Source organism: Citrobacter sp. C1 (assembly GCF_014596895.2).
In the GTDB taxonomy this organism is placed as follows: Bacteria; Pseudomonadota; Gammaproteobacteria; order Enterobacterales; family Enterobacteriaceae; genus Citrobacter; species Citrobacter gillenii.
Genome location: NZ_CP115035.1, coordinates 4,654,157 through 4,673,312 on the forward strand (window position 1 = coordinate 4,654,157; position 19,156 = coordinate 4,673,312).

At 51.8% G+C, this 19,156-nt stretch carries 15 protein-coding genes; 4 read left to right on the forward strand and 11 right to left on the reverse strand.

Annotated features, from left to right (window positions below):
• Window positions 1-92 precede the first annotated feature (92 nt).
• Entirely contained in the window at window positions 93-983 is an 891-nt protein-coding gene (locus tag IB214_RS22310) for a LysR family transcriptional regulator (RefSeq protein ID WP_115259695.1), read from the forward strand.
• Between the two features lie 73 nt (window positions 984-1,056).
• On the opposite strand, the gene IB214_RS22315 is transcribed toward IB214_RS22310, so the two are convergent.
• The 4 genes from IB214_RS22315 to soxR all read right to left on the reverse strand — a co-directional run bounded on the left by IB214_RS22315 (window position 1,057) and on the right by soxR (window position 5,985).
• Complete coding sequence (locus tag IB214_RS22315) at window positions 1,057-1,548, reverse strand: transposase (RefSeq protein ID WP_117343599.1); 492 nt, start codon at window positions 1,546-1,548, stop codon at window positions 1,057-1,059.
• A 224-nt stretch (window positions 1,549-1,772) separates the two neighbouring features.
• Entirely contained in the window at window positions 1,773-3,419 is a 1,647-nt protein-coding gene (locus IB214_RS22320) for a Na+/H+ antiporter (RefSeq protein WP_117343600.1), read from the reverse strand.
• Between the two features lie 158 nt (window positions 3,420-3,577).
• Complete coding sequence (gene ghxP / locus IB214_RS22325; RefSeq protein ID WP_096758700.1) at window positions 3,578-4,927, reverse strand: guanine/hypoxanthine transporter GhxP; 1,350 nt, start codon at window positions 4,925-4,927, stop codon at window positions 3,578-3,580.
• 599 nt (window positions 4,928-5,526) lie between these two features.
• Complete coding sequence (gene soxR / locus IB214_RS22330) at window positions 5,527-5,985, reverse strand: redox-sensitive transcriptional activator SoxR (RefSeq protein ID WP_117343602.1); 459 nt, start codon at window positions 5,983-5,985, stop codon at window positions 5,527-5,529.
• A gap of 86 nt (window positions 5,986-6,071) precedes the next feature.
• Between soxR and soxS the strand changes: the two genes are divergently transcribed.
• Entirely contained in the window at window positions 6,072-6,395 is a 324-nt protein-coding gene (gene soxS / locus IB214_RS22335) for a superoxide response transcriptional regulator SoxS (protein ID WP_096758702.1), read from the forward strand.
• A 2-nt stretch (window positions 6,396-6,397) separates the two neighbouring features.
• On the opposite strand, the gene IB214_RS22340 is transcribed toward soxS, so the two are convergent.
• Window positions 6,398-7,984 (reverse strand): EAL domain-containing protein, encoded by a 1,587-nt coding sequence (locus IB214_RS22340; RefSeq protein ID WP_115259698.1) that lies wholly within the window; start codon window positions 7,982-7,984, stop codon window positions 6,398-6,400.
• A 548-nt stretch (window positions 7,985-8,532) separates the two neighbouring features.
• On the opposite strand from IB214_RS22340, the gene IB214_RS22345 reads away from it, so the two are divergent.
• Window positions 8,533-8,814 (forward strand): YjcB family protein, encoded by a 282-nt coding sequence (locus tag IB214_RS22345; protein WP_096758704.1) that lies wholly within the window; start codon window positions 8,533-8,535, stop codon window positions 8,812-8,814.
• 81 nt (window positions 8,815-8,895) lie between these two features.
• Here the strand turns inward: IB214_RS22345 and IB214_RS22350 are convergent, their stop codons facing one another.
• Window positions 8,896-11,205, reverse strand: coding sequence for an autotransporter outer membrane beta-barrel domain-containing protein (locus IB214_RS22350; protein WP_117343603.1), 2,310 nt, complete (start codon window positions 11,203-11,205; stop codon window positions 8,896-8,898).
• A 378-nt stretch (window positions 11,206-11,583) separates the two neighbouring features.
• Window positions 11,584-12,117, reverse strand: coding sequence for a single-stranded DNA-binding protein SSB1 (ssb1, locus tag IB214_RS22355; RefSeq protein ID WP_096758705.1), 534 nt, complete (start codon window positions 12,115-12,117; stop codon window positions 11,584-11,586).
• A 251-nt stretch (window positions 12,118-12,368) separates the two neighbouring features.
• On the opposite strand from ssb1, the gene uvrA reads away from it, so the two are divergent.
• A complete protein-coding gene (uvrA, locus tag IB214_RS22360) occupies window positions 12,369-15,191 on the forward strand; it encodes an excinuclease ABC subunit UvrA (protein ID WP_096758707.1) in 2,823 nt (940 codons plus the stop codon).
• 97 nt (window positions 15,192-15,288) lie between these two features.
• Here uvrA and IB214_RS22365 read toward each other — a convergent pair whose 3' ends face one another.
• The 4 genes from IB214_RS22365 to alr form a co-directional block, all read right to left on the reverse strand.
• A complete protein-coding gene (locus tag IB214_RS22365) occupies window positions 15,289-15,645 on the reverse strand; it encodes an MmcQ/YjbR family DNA-binding protein (protein ID WP_096758708.1) in 357 nt (118 codons plus the stop codon).
• 127 nt (window positions 15,646-15,772) lie between these two features.
• Window positions 15,773-16,486: an acid phosphatase AphA gene (gene aphA, locus IB214_RS22370; protein WP_117343604.1), complete on the reverse strand. Its 714-nt coding sequence runs from the start codon at window positions 16,484-16,486 to the stop codon at window positions 15,773-15,775.
• Window positions 16,487-16,747: 261 nt separating this feature from the next.
• The gene (gene tyrB, locus IB214_RS22375; protein WP_117343605.1) at window positions 16,748-17,941 is read right to left on the reverse strand and encodes an aromatic amino acid transaminase; all 1,194 of its coding nucleotides are present in this window, start codon (window positions 17,939-17,941) and stop codon (window positions 16,748-16,750) included.
• A gap of 131 nt (window positions 17,942-18,072) precedes the next feature.
• A complete protein-coding gene (gene alr, locus IB214_RS22380) occupies window positions 18,073-19,152 on the reverse strand; it encodes an alanine racemase (RefSeq protein WP_117343606.1) in 1,080 nt (359 codons plus the stop codon).
• Window positions 19,153-19,156 lie beyond the last annotated feature (4 nt).

Below are 19,156 nucleotides of genomic sequence, written 5' to 3' on the forward strand. Positions count from 1 at the left end.
TCCGTAAAAAAGAGAGAGCGCCAGTATAGAGACCCTCCCCCAAGGACTGAAATGAATTAAACTCATTGCAGGCATAGTCTTAAGGAATAATCATGGATATCAGAACGCTGCGATATTTTGTTGAGGTGGTTCGCCAGCAGAGCTTTACCCGCGCGGCAGAGAAGCTGTTTGTCACCCAGCCGACCATCAGCAAAATGTTGAAGAACCTTGAAGACGAGCTGAACTGCACGCTGCTAATCCGCGACGGGCGGCGATTGTTGTTGACCGATACCGGACGTATCGTCTTTGAACGCGGCTTGGCAATCCTCGCCGAATTCCGCCAGCTTGAGGCAGAACTGAGCGATATTAACCATCTGAATAAGGGGATCCTGCGACTCGGTATCCCCCCGATGGTCGGAATGTTAATGGCCGGCCCCATCAGCCTGTTTCGCCAGCGTTATCCCGGCGTTGAGCTGAAAATATCAGAATTTGGTGGCTTAACCGTCCAGCAGGCAGTGATGAACGGCGATCTGGATGTGGCGATGACGGCGCTACCGGTCGAAGAAGAGAGCGGTCTGGCGACCTTGCCGCTTTTCAGCCATCCACTTTGCGTGCTGGTGCCGCGCTCCGGCCAGTGGACAACCTGTGATTCTATTTCCCCCGAGGCGCTGGCCGAGCACCCGCTGCTAATCTACAACGAAGATTTCGCCCTAAGCCGTCAGTTGCTGGAGTTGTTTAGCCAGCACCACGTCAAGCCACGCATTGCGGTACGCAGCGGACAGTGGGATTTCCTCGCTGCGATGGTACAAGCCGGGGTTGGGATCGCCATTTTACCAGAACCCATTTGCGAAAAACTGGATAAGCAGACGCTACGCTGGATCCCGCTGGAAAGCCATTTACGCTGGCAGTTGGGCATGATCTGGCGCGAAGGCGTGTATCTGTCGCACAGCGCACAGGCATGGCTAAAATGCTGCGAAGGGTTTTGGTTAACGCAGGAGACGTAAGTTGCCGGATGGCGGCGTGACCGCCTTATCCGGCCTACAATTGCGTTCCGTAGGCCGGATAAGCGTAGCGCCATCAGGCACGTTCACCAGCACGGAGGTCCGTTATCTCACCTGCCCAGTTCTCCGGATACAACCCCAATTTAACATCACGATGAAACGTTGAAAAAGGCCATGACTTCACCTGCTGCGCCCAACCATGTTTCACAGGATTAATATAAATGTAATCCACATGCTGGCAATAATCGCGCTCATCACGAATGGTATGTTCCCAAAAGCGAGGTTGCCAGATATGCCTGACGGATAACGATCGGGTGAAATGCTTTTTAATTTCCCGCCAGCGGGACGAAAAATCAGCGTCATTTTCAGGCAGCGTCCAGATGCAATGCATATGCTCAGGCAAAACGACCCACGCATTGATATAAAAAGGTTTAACCTTGTTTACCTCGGAAATAGCACTGCGAAGATGATAGATTTTTGATGTCAGAAGATGGCTTCCGCGGTCTTGTAGATTCACCGTAAAAAACCATGTTCCACCGTTGATGTAATTACGCCGATAATCAGACATGTGGCCTCCTTTCCTCAACCGTAAGGAAAAAAGAGGGAATCAACAAGAAGGACGGATTCATTCAGGAAAGCCGCTCGCAAATTACACGAGGAATAATTTTTTTCGGTCTGGAAAGCTGTGCGCTATCGGGTACATCCTTCGCCGGATGGCGGCGTAACCGCCTTATCCGGCCTACAATTGTGTTCCGTAGGCCTGATAAGCGGAGCGCCATCAGGCGCTACCGTTTATTGATTCTCTATCAGCAGTGCTTCCAGCAAATCCAGATCGTGCAGCAGTTTCTGCAGCGTTTCATTGCTGATTTCACGGGTGGCGCGCAGATGATACAGCTCTGCACGCTCCGAGCGCAGCGCCGCCAGACGGAAACGCCGTTCAAGGTTTTCTTCCTGCAACGAGCTTTCCGCATCATTACGCCCATCGACACGACGGCGCAGGTTACCAATCACCCGCGAGCTCACCTCGGTCAGCAGCTGATTATCAATATTCTCTTCGCTATCCGCAGCCAGACGCTCTTCCATTTTCTGGATGGCCACAATCGCCACTTCCGCCGTCGCGGCACGGGCAATGCGGATCTCTTTTTGCTGCTGCGAGTGATCCGCCACTTCAAGATGCTGCAGCAGGATCGGCAGCATCACCACGCCAACAAACAGCGAAAACAGAATCACACCGGCGGCAAGGAAGATCAGCTCATAACGTGCAGGGAAGCCGCTGCCGTCAGGCAACAATAGCGGAATAGAAAGGACACCAGCCAGCGTGATCGCCCCACGCACACCAGCAAAGGATGCGATCAGGATTTCACGCGTGGTCCACGAGCCAAACTCCATCGGCTTCTTCTTCAGAAAGCGCATGCTGAAGTTTTTCATGGTCCACAGCCAGCCAAAACGCACCAGCATCAGTGCCGCATAGATCAGCACGATATCGGTAAACAGCATCCACATTTCGACATTCGGATCGGCGTCTGCCGCCGCCAGCGAAGACTCCAGAATACCCGGTAACTGCAGCCCTAACAGCAGGAAGACCATGCCGTTAAACACGAACTCGAGCATGGCCCAGGTACTGTTTGCACGTAAGCGCATAGCCAGCGGAGCACGGCGCATGACACCTGAACGGGTAATCGTCATCCCGGCCGCCACCGCCGCGAGGATCCCGGAAACACCGATATGTTCCGCAATCAGATAAGAGGCAAACGGCAGCAGGAATAACAGGACGATTTGCGTGGCTGGCTCATCGCCACCCCAGCGGCTGAGAAAACGCAGGGAGCGACCGTACAGCCAGCTGACCACAAACCCAGCCAGGATACCGCCAATTGCCACCTTGAAGAATTCAACCGTCGCACCGCCGACGGTAAACACCATCGTGCCCATCGCCACCGCGACAGCAAACTTGAGTGAAACCAGACCGGAGGCGTCGTTCATTAACGCTTCGCCCTGCAAGATGCCCATGATTTTCTTCGGGATGCGGCCTTCACCGACAATGCCAGAAAGTGCCACGGCGTCAGTTGGCGACAGCACGGCGGCCAGCGCAAAAGCCGGGATCAGCGGAATGCCCGGCACCAGCCAGTAAATCATAAAGCCTATTCCGACCACCGTGACCAGCACGAGCGCCAGCGCAAGGCCGAAAATCTCTCGCCCATGCTCGAGAAACTCACGCGTTGGCGTCTTCCAGCCATCGGCAAACAGCAGCGGCGGGATAAACAGAACCAAAAACAGTTCAGGGTCGAACTCCACATGCAAACCAAACGTCGGCCACGCCAGCAAGGCGCCGATGGCGATCTGCATAAGGGGTAAAGGGAGTTGGAAGGGCAATACGCGAGTCACTACCCCCGACAGCGAGACCACAAGGGTCATGATGAGTATGGTAAAAAAGATTTCCATGCGTTCCCTGTTTGCGATGTTTCTTATGATATGCGACGAGAGGCGTCGTGCCTCAATTCTATCTTCCTCAGAGTAACGCAAAAGACAACGAGATGTGTTCCGAAAATAAAAACGGGCGGCAAAAGCCACCCGTTTTCAGGATCATCATGATGTGAGAATCAGATTGCCCAGCCGCCGGCATAGAAGGCCACCAGCGCGATAGAAATGACTACGGTACCGATGTTCAGTTTACGCCATTCACCGGAAACAATGCGTCCAATCACCAGCGTAGCAAAGCCGATCATAATGCCGGTAACGATGTTACAGGTCAGCACGATGAACACAGCAGTCACCAGACCCGCCATCGCATCCACAAAGTCTGCGAAGTCAATTTTCGCTACGTTGCTCAGCATCAGCAGGCCGACATACATCAGCGCCGGTGCGGTCGCGTAGGCAGGAACCAGATAAGAGAGCGGAGAGAGGAACAGGATCAACAGGAACAGCACGCCGACGGTGATCGCGGTCAGACCGGTTTTACCACCCGCCGCCGTACCCGCTGCGGACTCAATATACACTGCCGCAGGAGCCGCCCCCACCAGACCAGAGAACACGCTGCTCAGGGAGTCGGTGGTTAACGCTTTACCGCCATCAATAATCTGTCCGTCTTTATCCAGCAGATTCGCCTGCCCCGCCACGGCACGGATAGTCCCGGTCGCATCGAAGACGGCGGTCATCACCAGCGCCAATACGCTCGGCAGGACGATCGGGTTCAACGCCCCCATAATGTCCAGGCTGCCGATCAGGGAATTCCCTTCCGCATCGCTCAAAGAAGGCATGGCAAAAATACCGGAAAAATGCACGGTAGGGTCGAAAATCAGGCCAACAACAGAAATACCGATGATGGTCAGCAGGATGCCGCCCGGTACTTTCAGTTTTTCAAGGCCGATAATGACCGCCAGGCCAATCAGCGACATGATCACCGGGAAGGTATCGAAATCGCCCAGAGCAACCGGCAGGCCGTCCAGTGGGTTCTTAATCACCAGCCCAACGCCGTTTGCCGCAATCAGCAGCAGGAACAGGCCGATACCAATCCCCGTGCCGTGCGCAACGCCCTGCGGCAGGTTGCGCAGGATCCAGCTACGGATACCGGTCGCAGAAATAATGGTAAACAGGACGCCCATCAGGAACACCGCACCCAGCGCCACTGGCACGCTAATATGCTGCCCCAGCACCAGGCTAAATGCGGTAAACGCCGTCAGCGAGATAGCGCAACCAATCGCCAGCGGCAGGTTTGCCCACAGGCCCATTACAATAGAACCCACGCCTGCTACCAGGCAGGTCGCTACGAAAACTGCAGCCGGTGGGAACCCGGCTTTACCCAACATCCCCGGAACCACAATGACGGAGTAGACCATTGCCAGGAACGTCGTTAATCCGGCAACGACTTCCTGACGAACGGTACTGCCGCGGTGCGAAATTTTAAACCAGGCGTCGAGTGAGCCGCCGGTACGCGCTGAAGGCGTAGACATAGAAAACATCCCCTGAGAGTTTATTTTTCGTCAATATGCGTGATGGACAATCCACTGCCTGCTAAACGTTTTCTCCATGTGCCAGGTTTGCGCCAAAAGGGGTGTCGCAAAAAAGCAAACGTTTAGCTTCACGCATAAAAAACGGGTGGTAAAAAAAAGCAAACGATTATCCTGCGATCATACGGCGGTTTTCAACAGAACTTTGCCGCTTTTTATGCATTTCTTCTTATAGCGCACAAGAAATAGCCAACCGATGCGCAAACGTTATCGTTAATGCGCAATCTGGCAACAAATTTCGCTGGGTTATTGCAACATGCGCTACTATTTCAGGCGCAAAGTCGCACAGGAAAACAGGTGAAGATGCAGGAAAAATTTCGGCTAAAAAACCGCCAATTGACTGGCAATTGTCCTGGGGTGACTTACAATTACTTTATCAACACAGACCGGAACCTCCACTACGTGCTCGACTGAGGGGTGTTGATGTCGGGGGAAACCCTCCCGTGAACCAGCGGGATAGAGTGAAAGACAAAGACCGGAACCAAACTAAAGCGCCCAGTTGTGGCGCTTTAGTTTTATACCCATCACCGGTTTCAAACTCATCAATCATCTTCCAGCAATCGCGCCCCAGTCCCCTGCTCACCAAGCTGATCGCCTGGGTTACGCAACGGACAATCACTGCGTGACAAACAGCCGCAGCCAATACAACCGTCCAGCTCATCGCGTAGTGCCACCAGAGTATGAATGCGTCGGTCAAGCTCTTCGCGCCATTGTGAAGAAAGCTGCCTCCACTCCTTCGCACTGAGCGAGTGGCCTTCGGGTAATACGCTCAACGCATCACCAATTGTTGCCAGCGGAATACCAATCCGTTGAGCAATCTTGATGATGGCCACATAACGCAGCACATCTCGTTTGTATCGACGCTGATTACCGCTATTGCGCATGCTGCTGATTAACCCTTTGCTTTCATAGAAATGCAGGGTCGATACTGCCACGCCGCTACGCTTTGCCACTTCACCAGGGGTGAGCAGCGCTTTAATCCGGGGTAATTTCTTTTCCATAAATCGCTTTACCTCAAGTTCACTTGAGGAATTATACTCGCCGACAGACAAAACGACGAATCGAATACTGAGAAAGAGGCTGCCATATGTCCCATCAGCAAATTATTCAGACACTTATTGAATGGATTGATGAACATATCGACCAACCGCTGAATATCGAAGCGGTCGCGAAAAAATCAGGTTATTCAAAGTGGTATTTACAGCGAATGTTCCGTACGGTGATGCGCCAGACGTTAGGCGACTATATTCGTCAGCGTCGACTGCTGCTGGCCGCCGTTGAGCTACGCAATACTGAGCGACCTATTTTTGATATTGCGATGGATCTCGGCTATGTATCGCAACAAACATTCTCACGTGTGTTCCGCCGCGAGTTTGATCGAACCCCCAGCGACTATCGCCATCGTTTGTAGAATTATTGCCCGCCCTGCGTCAGTATGGCGGGCGAGCGCTTAACCCAGTGCATGAACTCCTGCGGCGGCAATGCTTTCGCAAAGTACCATCCCTGACAAAACTGTACGCCGCGCTCCAGCAGCCAGCTGATTTGATCCGCTGTTTCGACCCCTTCTGCAATTGTCTTCAGGTGTAAACTTTGCGCCATTTCGATGATATGTTCGGCAATCATGTGGCTGGTACTGTTGGTGGTCAGCGTACTGATAAACGATTTATCGATCTTCAGAATATCCACATTCAACGAAGACAGATTGTGCAGATTGGAATACCCAGTCCCAAAATCATCAAACGCGACTTCATAACCCGCCTGACGAAATGCCTGAATAACCGGGGTCATCTTCTGCAAATCAATAAATCCGCGCTCGGTGACTTCAACCTTAATTTGCTGCGAACGTACAGAGTAGTCACGTGATTTTTCAGCAATCAGCGCGATCAGCCGGGATGAATGAAAGTCGGAGGCAGAGAGATTTATTGAGATGTAAAGCTGAGGGTGTGCTGACAGAAAATAGCCCAAATCGTTGAACACTTCTTCGACCACATAATCCGTTATCTTCTCAATCATCCCTTCCTTTTCCGCCAGCGGAATGAATTCTGTCGGACTCATGACCTCACCTTTGCAACCGGGCCAGCGCAACAGCGCCTCGGCCCCAACGCATTGACCATTTTTGATATCAATGATCGGCTGGTAATGCAGGCAAAGCTGGCGTTTTTTGAGCGCGCGTTTTAACAGACGGCGAGGAGAATAGTATTGTTGGCGCGTACGCCACCACATCAGTAGGATCAGGATGCTACAGATCACGCCGAAAGGGAGCGTTAGTACAGCTTCATGATAGAAATTCTGATCAACGCGATCGTCCGTGGTCGACACAATAACCGCAATGGGCCGCTTTTCTGAATGCACGATGGTATAGAAACGATCGTCTTGCTGGAATGTCGGGGCATCGCCGCGTACCAGCGGCAGTAATTGCGCAACGTTTGACCCTTCACTGGCAGAGAAAAAGCTATCCGTTACCGTATCATAGACCCCCCAGGCGAGGTCCGGATCATCAGACATGACCTCGCTGTAGGATAAAGGATTGATAACGACAACGTAGTTTCCTCTTTGCATATACGTCATTCTGTAGCCAGAAAAAAACGGCGTATCGCGATAGTAATAAATGGAGATGTCCGGCGTCCGCTTATAGTCAGCGGTGGGCATAATATATGAGGCTGGCGGCACCATCGACGTTGAGCACAAAAAATGATCGCCCTGCGCATAAATGAGATCGCTGATATATAAACGCCCACGAATAATATTCAGCATACTTTTTTGATGCGCCGGGGTACACATCTCCCCTTGATACAGTTGTGCCATATCGCGCGCGAGATCGGCTTGCTGGATCACCAGCTCTGTTTTATTGAGGGCCAGCTGCGCAAAAGTGCGGAGTTGATTGCGGGTTTCGGACGTCGCCCTGACATGAGCAAACCATAACGCCAGTACCACGGGGAGCAATACCACCGTGAGTGTTCCAAGGAACCTCAGCGTCTTACGTCGCGCACTGTGAGTCATGTCAGCCCTATTTCCCTGTATCGTATATGCCAGTACCCATCAAGGCAGGATGCTATAAACGCCGGCTAGTTAAGTTGTATGAATCTATCAACATTCGCAACCGCCGTCTCTATGTAAAAGTCTGATAATAGCGGATGATGATATTCTTTTTCCGTAAGGCAAACTTAAAGTTAAGCTTATTTGAAAATAGCACACTGTAAAAGTCGTAATGTTTTATACGCGTTATACGGGCTTCGCATAAAAAATACATAAATTTTTTTAAAGATTAATTTAGGATAAAGATAACAAGCAGCGTAAATACACCTTCTATTACGAATGATGCATTCGCTCACCACACCCTATAACCACAATTAAACAAATGTTATTAACCAATAAAAAGAGCGTCCCGCACTGGTGAACAAACGAACAGATGTGATATAGTTCACAAAAATCATGTAACAGAAACAGTGTTTCATTGATGTGCATGCCCGCCGATAGCCAGAGTGCCACACCTGTTGTGAACAACCCCGTGCTGTCCTGGGCATCAAGACTTTTTGAGGACGTTTTTCATGGCAACAATAACAACTGGCGTAGTTCTTCTGCGGTGGCAACTGCTGAGCGCAGTGCTGATGTTTTTAGCCAGCACGCTCAATATCCGTTTTCGTAAATCAGATTATATTGGCCTGGCCGTTATCAGCAGCGGTTTAGGGCTGGTTTTCGCCTGCTGGTTTGCAACCGGATTGCTCGGCATCACCCTGATGGACGTGTCCGCTATCTGGAATAACATCCAGTCTGTGATGGTAGAAGTGATGAGCCATACGCCGCCAGAGTGGCCGATGGTATTAAACTGATCAAAAGAAAGCGTCCGACTGAACTAAAATTTCAATCGGACGCTTATTTTTAGGTTAAGTGAACCCATTCAAAGCTATGAACTACCACTCCATACGGAAACCCGCATTAACCTGCCAGTTCATATCAATGTCACCTCCCGCCGATCTTTCCAGATCAACATACAACCGGGAGTTATTGTTCTGAGTGAGATGGATATTGGTACCTATACCATAGTTGATCCAGGAGTCACTTCCCCCTTCGCTCACTTTCAGTGCGGCATCTTTACCCCAAACGGTGACATCACGATCGCCAGCAAACTCATGCAGCAAATCCAGCTTCACGTAAATATCGCTATCCGGGCGCGATTCAAACCGATAACCTCCGCGCAATCCGACACGGCCAATAACGCTGTCTATATCGTTTTGACGGACTTTCAACCCACTACTGGTGGTGTAACTGGCCTCATCCAGATAGGTATACACGATCTGACCTTGCGGTTCGATAAACGTAGAGTTTCCTAAGCTAAACTCGCGACCGTATTCTGCGCTGGCACTGATTGACCATGTGCTGCTATCTGCAAAGCCAGAGTTGCCGTATGTGTTCCTGTAATTGAAGTCACTTTCATGGCGGCTATATTTCAGCACCAGATCCAGGTAATCTTGTTTCTCTGGGCGATTCCATGCAGCATAAAGTGAACCACCGTAGTTCTTGTTATCGCCAGTACCATAAGTGAAGTCGGCATTGCCTCTCATGTAATGCGCGGCAATCCCTCGCGTCCAGACAGACGATTCGCCTTCGTCTTTGTTGTCATAACCGAGTTGCCAGAAGCTATACAGGTTTTTGAAGTAGCTCCCAGTATCACTCTCTATTTCACCACCTTTATAGCGTATCCACAGACCATTTTGCTGCTGATCCTGGCGGAGTTCGCCTAAACGCTTATTCAGGCTGTCGATTTCAAGACGAGCGGTCGCCATTGCGTAGTTCAGCCCAGCATTGGCGATCACGGTGTTACTACCTGCGCTGGCTTTCGTCGAAACACCCGTGATATACCAGTTGGTACCGTACTGGCTTTGCGGATCGCCTTCACGGATATCAGAACGCAGCAGTGGTTTATAGTCATACACATACTCGTTCGTAATATCGACTTTATCGTACGCTTCGAATGTCACATTACTTGCCGCATCGGCAACCCAGATATCTTCCTTCAAATCAGTGAGCTTGTTGATATTCAACGCTTCAATCGCATGTGTACCGCCGGTACTACTTTTGACAACTTCAATGAAGTCGCTGCCGTTACGTCGCTGCTCATCCGTTTTATTGGTATTGACATCAATCAGGAAAATACCGTTGTTCCCTTTCAAATCATGAATTTTAACGGTTTCGTTGATACTCTGATTGGTGTGCAGGTTAAAACCATGCAGGTTTACCGTACCGCCGTCTTTCAGGGTGATGGCACTGATTTCCGCATCTTTACCATCGGGGATCCAGTGGGCGTTATTCGCCAGCGTAAGGTTGAGATCGCCGCTCCATTTCCCGGTTGTTGCGTCAAAGAAGTTTGCTTCATGCCCATGCCAGTATGAATCTGCCCCATTAAGCGTAATATTCATCTGGCTTGTATTAGAATAAAGCTTATCACCGAAGTCGAGGTTACCTAATAGATTAACCTTGTTGCCTCCGGCCTGATTAATATTAACGACACCACCGTCTTTAGCACTGACCGCATCACTTTTTGATGAGCCTTCCGGGTAACCGCTATTGTTCTCCAGGAGTTCTTTAAAGTTACTGGCATAGGTATTAATGTAAACATCTCCACCGTTTGCCGTAATGGTTGAACCCGCACCCCGAGCATAGACTCCGTTATTAGCCAGCGTTGCATCTTCGCCCTGTTTGGTGTGCTCAACTTCAGAACGAATGTACACATTGCCGTTCACAGACACATCCGCGCCACCGCCTACATATAACGCAGTATTGTTGTGTGTATACTTATTGCCAATTAGGAAATTATTTTTAAGACTAAAATTGTCGACAGTCACTTTGGTGTCACTGCCTTCTGCAGACAACCCAAAGAAGGCTAACCCGGCACGATGATCCTGCTCCGTGGTCCCGCTAATATTGACGTTGTAATTACCAATATGATACTCACCACCCTGATCACTCGTGATGTTGCCAATCTTGACCTCAAGACCGTTACCTTCACCTCGCTCAGGATTATCAATTTTAACCGTAAAATCGTAGTTGTTGTCGCCGGCAATCGTATCTTTGATGCTGAAACCAGGGAGCTCGGGGTCCTTACCGATATAGTTCAGTGTATAATCTTTAGCGAATGCCGCCCCAGAATATAGCGCATTACTAATGCTCACCGACAAGGCTAAAGGCAATATTACCTTAGCGTTATTCTTCCATTGATACATATATAGACTCCGAAGTACAAAAGAATATAGAAATATCAAGACGACTATCAAATCCTCATTAATAAAAAGAGATCGGAGAGCAATACACTTGTATCAATGATGAATTGACAATCTCAGAGCATTATTTAATGCGGTACATCACGCTGTCAATATTTTTTGAATCATGAAATAAATAACTTCGCAATAGTTTATTTAACTTTGACTACTATCAATATTATTAAGTGCATATATTAAAATATTAATTATAAACAATGATTATATTTCGCTTTTTCCTTACAAAATATTCGAATATTATATGTGAGAAGATCGTCAAATACAAAAAAGCCCCATTTTAAATGGGGCTTTTCATTCATTACGGTAATAATCGTTAAATAACGATCAGAACGGAATGTCGTCGTCAAAGTCGATTGGCGGTTCGTTAGACGGCGCTGCCGGAGCGGACTGCTGCGGACGAGACTGTGCACCGCCGCTGAACTGGTTGCCACCCTGCGGCTGCTGAGGCTGACCCCAACCACCCTGTTGACCGCCACCTGCATTACCGCCCGCCGGTGCACCGCCGCCCTGACGACCACCCAGCATTTGCATGGTGCCGCCGACGTTCACAACAACTTCAGTCGTGTACTTCTCGACACCTGACTGATCGGTCCATTTGCGGGTACGCAGCTGACCTTCAATGTAGACCTGAGAACCTTTGCGCAGATATTCGCTGGCGACTTCCGCCAGTTTGCCAAACAGCACAACACGGTGCCATTCAGTCTGCTCTTTCATCTCGCCGGTCGCTTTATCACGCCAGGATTCGGAAGTAGCCAGCGTAATGTTGGCAACTGCACCACCATTCGGCATATAGCGTACTTCCGGGTCCTGGCCCAGATTACCGACGAGAATCACCTTGTTTACGCCTCTGCTGGCCATGATCGTGTCTCCTGAAAAACGTTTCTTAATAAGTGTAAGCGCGGGATTGTAGCATTTCCAATAGCGCTTTTACTACGTTGAGAGGTGGATTCCAGTAAACAACCTCAGCCAGACATTGTTACACAGACACCTGCGTTTTGCATTCCAATACTGTATATCCATTCAGGTCAGGTTGTGTCATAATTAACCGTTTGTGATCGCCGGTAGCACCATGCAGCCAGGCAAAAAAGCGTTTAATCCGGGAAAGATGAATGGATAAGATCGAAGTTCGGGGCGCCCGCACCCATAATCTCAAAAACATCAACCTCGTCATCCCGCGCGACAAGCTGATTGTCGTCACCGGGCTTTCGGGCTCAGGCAAATCCTCGCTGGCTTTCGACACCTTGTATGCCGAAGGGCAGCGTCGTTACGTTGAATCGCTTTCCGCGTATGCGCGTCAGTTCCTGTCGCTGATGGAAAAACCGGATGTCGACCACATTGAGGGGCTGTCGCCAGCCATCTCAATTGAACAAAAATCGACATCCCATAACCCGCGATCCACGGTAGGCACCATTACCGAAATTCACGACTACCTGCGCCTGCTGTTTGCCCGCGTCGGTGAGCCGCGCTGTCCGGATCACGACGTACCGCTGGCAGCGCAGACCGTTAGCCAGATGGTGGACAACGTGCTGTCACAACCGGAAGGCAAGCGCCTGATGCTGCTGGCACCTATCATCAAAGAGCGCAAAGGCGAACACACAAAAACGCTGGAGAATCTGGCAAGCCAGGGTTATATCCGCGCCCGTATTGACGGTGAAGTGTGTGACCTGTCCGATCCACCAAAGCTGGAGCTGCAAAAGAAACATACCATTGAAGTGGTCATCGACCGCTTTAAAGTCCGTGACGACCTGTCACAGCGTCTGGCGGAGTCTTTTGAAACCGCGCTGGATCTCTCCGGTGGCACGGCGGTGGTTGCCGATATGGACAACCCGAAAGCGGAGGAGCTGCTCTTCTCCGCCAACTTTGCCTGCCCTATTTGCGGCTACAGCATGCGCGAGCTGGAACCCCGCTTGTTCTCGTTCAATAACCCGGCGGGCGCATGTCCTACCTGCGACGGTCTCGGCGTGCAGCAGTATTTCGACCCTGACCGCGTGATCCAAAACCCAGAGCTGTCGCTGGCTGGCGGCGCGATCCGTGGCTGGGATCGTCGTAACTTCTATTACTTCCAGATGCTTAAGTCACTGGCAGAGCATTATAAGTTCGACATAGAAGCCCCGTGGGCCAGCCTGAACCCAACGGTTCACAAAGTGGTGCTGTACGGTTCCGGCAAAGAGAATATCGAATTCAAATATATGAACGACCGCGGTGATACTTCCGTACGTCGTCACCCGTTTGAAGGTGTGCTGCACAATATGGAGCGCCGTTATAAAGAGACGGAATCCAGCGCGGTACGCGAAGAATTATCTAAGTTCATCAGCAACCGACCGTGCGCCAGCTGTGAAGGCACGCGCCTGCGTCGTGAAGCGCGCCACGTGTTTGTTGAGAACACACCGCTGCCTACTATTTCTGACATGAGCATCGGTCATGCGATGGATTTCTTCAACAATCTCAAACTTGCCGGTCAACGGGCGAAGATTGCGGAGAAAATCCTTAAAGAGATTGGCGACCGCCTCAAGTTCCTGGTTAACGTCGGTCTGAACTACCTGACGCTGTCGCGTTCGGCCGAAACGCTCTCCGGCGGCGAAGCCCAGCGTATCCGTCTGGCAAGCCAGATCGGTGCGGGCCTGGTCGGCGTAATGTACGTGCTGGATGAACCGTCCATCGGTCTGCACCAGCGCGATAACGAACGCCTGCTGGGTACGCTTATCCATCTGCGCAATCTGGGTAATACCGTGATTGTGGTTGAGCACGATGAAGATGCGATTCGCGCCGCTGACCATGTGATCGATATCGGTCCAGGCGCGGGCGTCCACGGTGGACAGGTGGTGGCGGAAGGTACGCTCAATGACATTATGGCAGTGCCTGAGTCACTGACCGGCCAGTATATGAGCGGCAAGCGCAAGATTGAAGTGCCGAAACAACGCGTGCCCGCTAACCCGGAAAAAGTGCTGAAGCTCACCGGTGCGCGCGGCAACAACCTGAAAGATGTCACCCTGACGCTGCCGGTTGGCCTGTTTACCTGTATTACCGGCGTATCCGGTTCCGGTAAATCAACGCTGATAAACGACACGCTGTTCCCGATTGCTCAGACCCAGCTCAACGGCGCTACGCTGGCTGAACCTGCACCTTATCGCGACATTCAGGGGCTGGAGCATTTCGATAAAGTTATCGACATCGACCAGAGCCCCATTGGTCGTACGCCACGTTCCAACCCGGCAACCTATACCGGCGTATTTACACCCGTCCGCGAACTGTTTGCTGGCGTGCCGGAATCACGCGCGCGCGGCTACACGCCGGGGCGCTTTAGCTTTAACGTGCGCGGTGGACGTTGTGAAGCCTGTCAGGGCGACGGCGTAATCAAAGTTGAGATGCACTTCCTGCCGGATATCTACGTGCCGTGTGACCAGTGCAAAGGCAAGCGCTATAACCGCGAAACGTTGGAGATCAAGTACAAGGGCAAGACTATCCACGAAGTGCTGGATATGACCATTGAAGAGGCGCGTGAGTTCTTTGATGCCGTCCCGGCGCTGGCGCGTAAACTGCAAACGCTGATGGACGTTGGCTTGACTTATATTCGCCTTGGGCAGTCCGCAACAACCCTTTCTGGCGGCGAGGCCCAGCGCGTGAAGCTGGCGCGTGAGTTATCAAAACGCGGTACAGGACAAACGCTGTACATCCTCGATGAGCCGACTACCGGTCTGCACTTTGCGGATATTCAGCAGTTGCTGGACGTGCTGCACCAGCTCAGGGATCAGGGCAACACCATCGTGGTCATTGAGCATAATCTGGACGTGATTAAAACGGCCGACTGGATTGTCGATCTCGGTCCGGAAGGGGGTAGCGGCGGCGGAGAAATCCTGGTTGCCGGTACGCCGGAAACGGTTGCAGAGTGTGAAGCCTCACACACCGCCCGCTTCCTCAAACCACTGCTGTAGTTACTCATGCCCGATGGCGCAAGCTATCGGGCCTACAGGATAGACGTATTGGGTTGTAGGCCAGATAAGGCGCTTACGCCGCATCCGGCAAAAAGGCTCAGAACTGCGCCAACATCCTGCGTTTATCTTCTGGCAGCGTCTTGATAGCCTGTTGATAAGAGGCGTCCACCAAATAGTAAATTTGTGAATCTGGCAGCGAACCATCCAGGTACACCGTGCTCCAGTGCGCCTTATTAAGATGCCGGCTTGGCCGGACATCGCTATGCTGCTGGCGCAATAACTCGGCCAGTTCAGGGCTGGTTTTCAGCGACACAGCAGGGCGTTCTTCCACCTCTTTTACCATCGCAAAAAGCACATCTTCGACTTTAATTTGCGTGGCTTTCCAGTCGCTGTGCACGCTCTGTTCGGCACCTGTTTTCGCCATGCAGTATTGCAGCAACTCCGAGTTCGTCATCTTTATTCCCCTTACCAGCAGCTCGCCTAATGAGAACATCTTTTACTCAGTGTGCAGCAACTCTGCCAAAGGTAAAAGCCAGCAACGCAAATTTGTTTAAAAAATCACCAATAAAGAACCTGTACCCTCAGTATTCTGAGTTTACAATCACCTCTTCGCCATATGCCCCGGCCTGCGGCAGTGGTTTATAGGTGGAGTTGGAGGCGCGCAAAATGCGAATACCGCGAATACCTACGTCGCGCGCGGCGGTGATGTCATTGTCGGAATCGCCGTAGAACATGCGGATGTTTTTATCCTGTAACCACTGCGTTTTGGTGTTCTGCCCGGCTTTATCACCGGCAAAGATAACCGGATTCATATTAGCGGATGGAATGTGGAAGTTATCGGACAGTGTTTTAGACACAGTTTCGGTTTTTGTCGGGCTACGTCCCGTGACAAAGAAGATGCTGTCACCGCGACGAACATGCATATCAATCAACTGACGCGCGACTTCTTTTGGAATACTAAATTCATCCCAGCCATTGTTCATTTTTTCCCAGAACGCCGGATTCTTCAGGTAATCCTCACTCTCCGGGGACCAGGTTTTTTTGCCACGCCAGAAACCCGGGCTGGAAAAAAGAACGGTGTCATCAATATCGAATCCGACGGCCATTGGCGGGCGTCCGGTCAGGCTGTTTTCAATCTGAGCAACAGAGACCCAGTGAACCGGAGACTGCTCAGCGAGTTTTGCAACGTTAGTGCCTGGATTAAGCTGCGAGGGGGAAGAAACTAAAGCCTGGGCGGAATGGTTTAACGTGAACAATAAGCAAACGGCACTAAGTGCCAACGTAATCTTGCGCATATTTTTCCCTAAGTAGTCAGCTAGTTATCATTTTTTTATTAACAACTGGTCAAAAAACTATCTGACCTTACCCCCTGGGGAAGGTGAAAGGAAGGGGTTTCTCTCGTTTTGTTACAGAAAAAGAGGATGATCACACAGAAAAAGCGTGCCTGATGGCGCGACACTTATCAGGCCTACAACCGAAAAATCCAATACTTTGTAGGCCGGATAAGGCGTTTACGCCGCCATCCGGCAACACTGTGCGAGAAATGACAAATCCGGTTACATGACAGCAGCAAACGCTTTTGCCACACGCTGGACGTTACCGTGATTCAACCCGGCGACGCACATGCGGCCGCTGGCGATCAGGTAAACCCCGAATTCATCACGCAGGCGATCGACCTGGGCGGCGCTCAACCCGGTATAGCTGAACATACCGCGCTGTTGCAGAAGGTAGTCAAAGTTACGGCCCGGTATCTCGGCATGGAGAACATTGACCAATTCCTGACGCATCGCCAGGATGCGGGTACGCATCGCTTCTACTTCCGCCAGCCAGTTGGCTTTAAGCGCGTCATCGCCCAGCACGGCGGCAACCACCTGCGCACCAAAGTTAGGTGGACTGGAGTAGTTACGACGCACCGTGGCTTTTAACTGCCCCAGCACGCGACCCGCAGTCTCGGCGTCTTCGCACACCACGGAAAGGCCGCCGACACGCTCACCGTATAAAGAGAAAATTTTAGAGAACGAGTTGCTGACCAGGGCAGGCAATCCAGCGCTGGCAATGGCGCGGATCGCATAGGCGTCGTCTTCCATTCCCGCGCCAAATCCCTGATAGGCAATATCAAGGAAAGGGATTAGATCGCGCGCTTGCAGAATCTCGATAACCGCATCCCACTGCGCAGGCGTCAAGTCCGCACCGGTCGGGTTATGGCAGCACGGATGCAACAGTACAATGCTGCGAGCCGGTAAGGTGTTCAAGGTTGCCAGCAGGTCGTTGACGCGCACGCCGTTAGTCGTGTTGTCATACCAGGGGTAAGTACTTACTTCGAATCCAGCCCCTTCAAAAATCGCGATGTGGTTTTCCCATGTCGGATCGCTGACCCAGACGCCAGAATCAGGGAAGTAACGCTTCAGAAAATCCGCACCTACTTTTAGCGCACCTGATCCTCCCAGCGTCTGAATCGTCGCCACGCGCTGCTGCTGAAGAACCGGGTGTTCTGCGCCAAACAGTAGTGGCGCAATGGTGTGGCGATAGCTGTTCAGGCCTTCCATCGGTAAATACAGTGACGCACCCTGCGGCTGAGCATTGAGCCGGGCTTCCGCTTCGCTTACGGCGTTAAGCTGAGGGATTATCCCGTCTTCGTTGTAATACAGACCGATGCTGAGATTCACTTTGTCACGACGTGAATCTTCCTTGAAGCGCTCCATGAGCGATAAAATCGGGTCGCCGGCGTAGGCGTCAACTTTTTGAAACACGTGGTGGTTCTCCAGGTTTACAGAAAGGGGATAAGAACACAATAAACCGGAAGCGGGAGAAGATCGAGAGGATGTTGAGAGGATTATTGCCGGATGGCGGCAGAACCGCTTTATCCGGCAGACAGCCAGATTCAGTCCACGTACTTCATCGCTACCCTTGATGTCAGGCGCGTGATAAGTTCGTAAGCACTTACTTTCGTTATTTCAGCAATGCGTTCAACGGGCAGACCATCGCCCCACAGAATCACCGGATCGCCGGCTTTTTCCTGCGCTTCTGGTCCCAAATCAACGCAGATCATGTCCATTGCCACACGACCAACAATCGGCACTTCCCGACCATTGACCAGTACCGGTGTGCCGGACGGCGCCGCTCGCGGATACCCGTCGCCATAGCCCATCGCCACCACGCCCAGGCGCGTGTCACGCGCGCTTTCCCACGTTCCACCATAGCCAACAGGTTCGCCCGCTTTGTGCTCGCGCACGGCGATCAGGCTGGAGGTGAGCGACATCACCGGCTGGCAGCCAAAATCAGTCCCGGCGGAATGATTCTCCAGCGGCGATACGCCATACAGAATTAGCCCCGGACGCGCCCAGTCGAAATGGGACTGCGGCCACAGCAGGATACCGCCAGATGCGGCAATAGAACGCTGTCCCGGCTTGCCTTCACAAAAACGATTGAAGATTTCGAGCTGCTTTTCCGTCGCGCCACATTCGGGTTCGTCTGCACGGGCAAAGTGGCTGACGATGTTGACCGGCTGACGCACGTTTTTACAGTGGGTCAAGCGTTGATAAAACGCCTCAGCCTGCTCAGGACGTACGCCCAGACGGTGCATCCCGGTGTCGAGCTTCATCCAGACGGTGACGGGTTCCGCCAGTTCAGCCGCTTCCAGCGCCGCAAGCTGCTCCTCATTGTGCACGGCAGTATGCAGCCGCTGTGCGGAGATGGTCGGCAGATCGGAGGCATCGAAAAAACCCTCCAATAGCAGGATGGGTTGCGTGATCCCACCCGCGCGCAGTCGCAGAGCTTCTTCAAGACGAGCGACACCAAAAGCGTCCGCATCAGGGAGCGTTCGCGCGGTCTCTAACAGACCATGGCCGTAAGCGTTCGCTTTCACCACCGCAACCAGTTTACTGGCAGGTGCCAGTTCACGCAGACGTTGCAGGTTGTGTCGCAGAGCGCGGCGGTTAATGACAACAGTTGCCGCTTGCATTTGT

Coding starts and splice junctions, on each gene's coding strand:
- IB214_RS22350 (WP_117343603.1), bottom strand. CDS start 11,205: ATGTATCAATGGAAGAATAACGCTAAGGTAATATTGCCTTTAGCCTTG.
- IB214_RS22340 (WP_115259698.1), bottom strand. CDS start 7,984: ATGACTCACAGTGCGCGACGTAAGACGCTGAGGTTCCTTGGAACACTC.
- soxS (WP_096758702.1), top strand. CDS start 6,072: ATGTCCCATCAGCAAATTATTCAGACACTTATTGAATGGATTGATGAA.
- ssb1 (WP_096758705.1), bottom strand. CDS start 12,117: ATGGCCAGCAGAGGCGTAAACAAGGTGATTCTCGTCGGTAATCTGGGC.
- uvrA (WP_096758707.1), top strand. CDS start 12,369: ATGGATAAGATCGAAGTTCGGGGCGCCCGCACCCATAATCTCAAAAAC.
- IB214_RS22320 (WP_117343600.1), bottom strand. CDS start 3,419: ATGGAAATCTTTTTTACCATACTCATCATGACCCTTGTGGTCTCGCTG.
- IB214_RS22315 (WP_117343599.1), bottom strand. CDS start 1,548: ATGTCTGATTATCGGCGTAATTACATCAACGGTGGAACATGGTTTTTT.
- IB214_RS22345 (WP_096758704.1), top strand. CDS start 8,533: ATGGCAACAATAACAACTGGCGTAGTTCTTCTGCGGTGGCAACTGCTG.
- aphA (WP_117343604.1), bottom strand. CDS start 16,486: ATGCGCAAGATTACGTTGGCACTTAGTGCCGTTTGCTTATTGTTCACG.
- soxR (WP_117343602.1), bottom strand. CDS start 5,985: ATGGAAAAGAAATTACCCCGGATTAAAGCGCTGCTCACCCCTGGTGAA.
- IB214_RS22365 (WP_096758708.1), bottom strand. CDS start 15,645: ATGACGAACTCGGAGTTGCTGCAATACTGCATGGCGAAAACAGGTGCC.
- IB214_RS22310 (WP_115259695.1), top strand. CDS start 93: ATGGATATCAGAACGCTGCGATATTTTGTTGAGGTGGTTCGCCAGCAG.
- alr (WP_117343606.1), bottom strand. CDS start 19,152: ATGCAAGCGGCAACTGTTGTCATTAACCGCCGCGCTCTGCGACACAAC.
- ghxP (WP_096758700.1), bottom strand. CDS start 4,927: ATGTCTACGCCTTCAGCGCGTACCGGCGGCTCACTCGACGCCTGGTTT.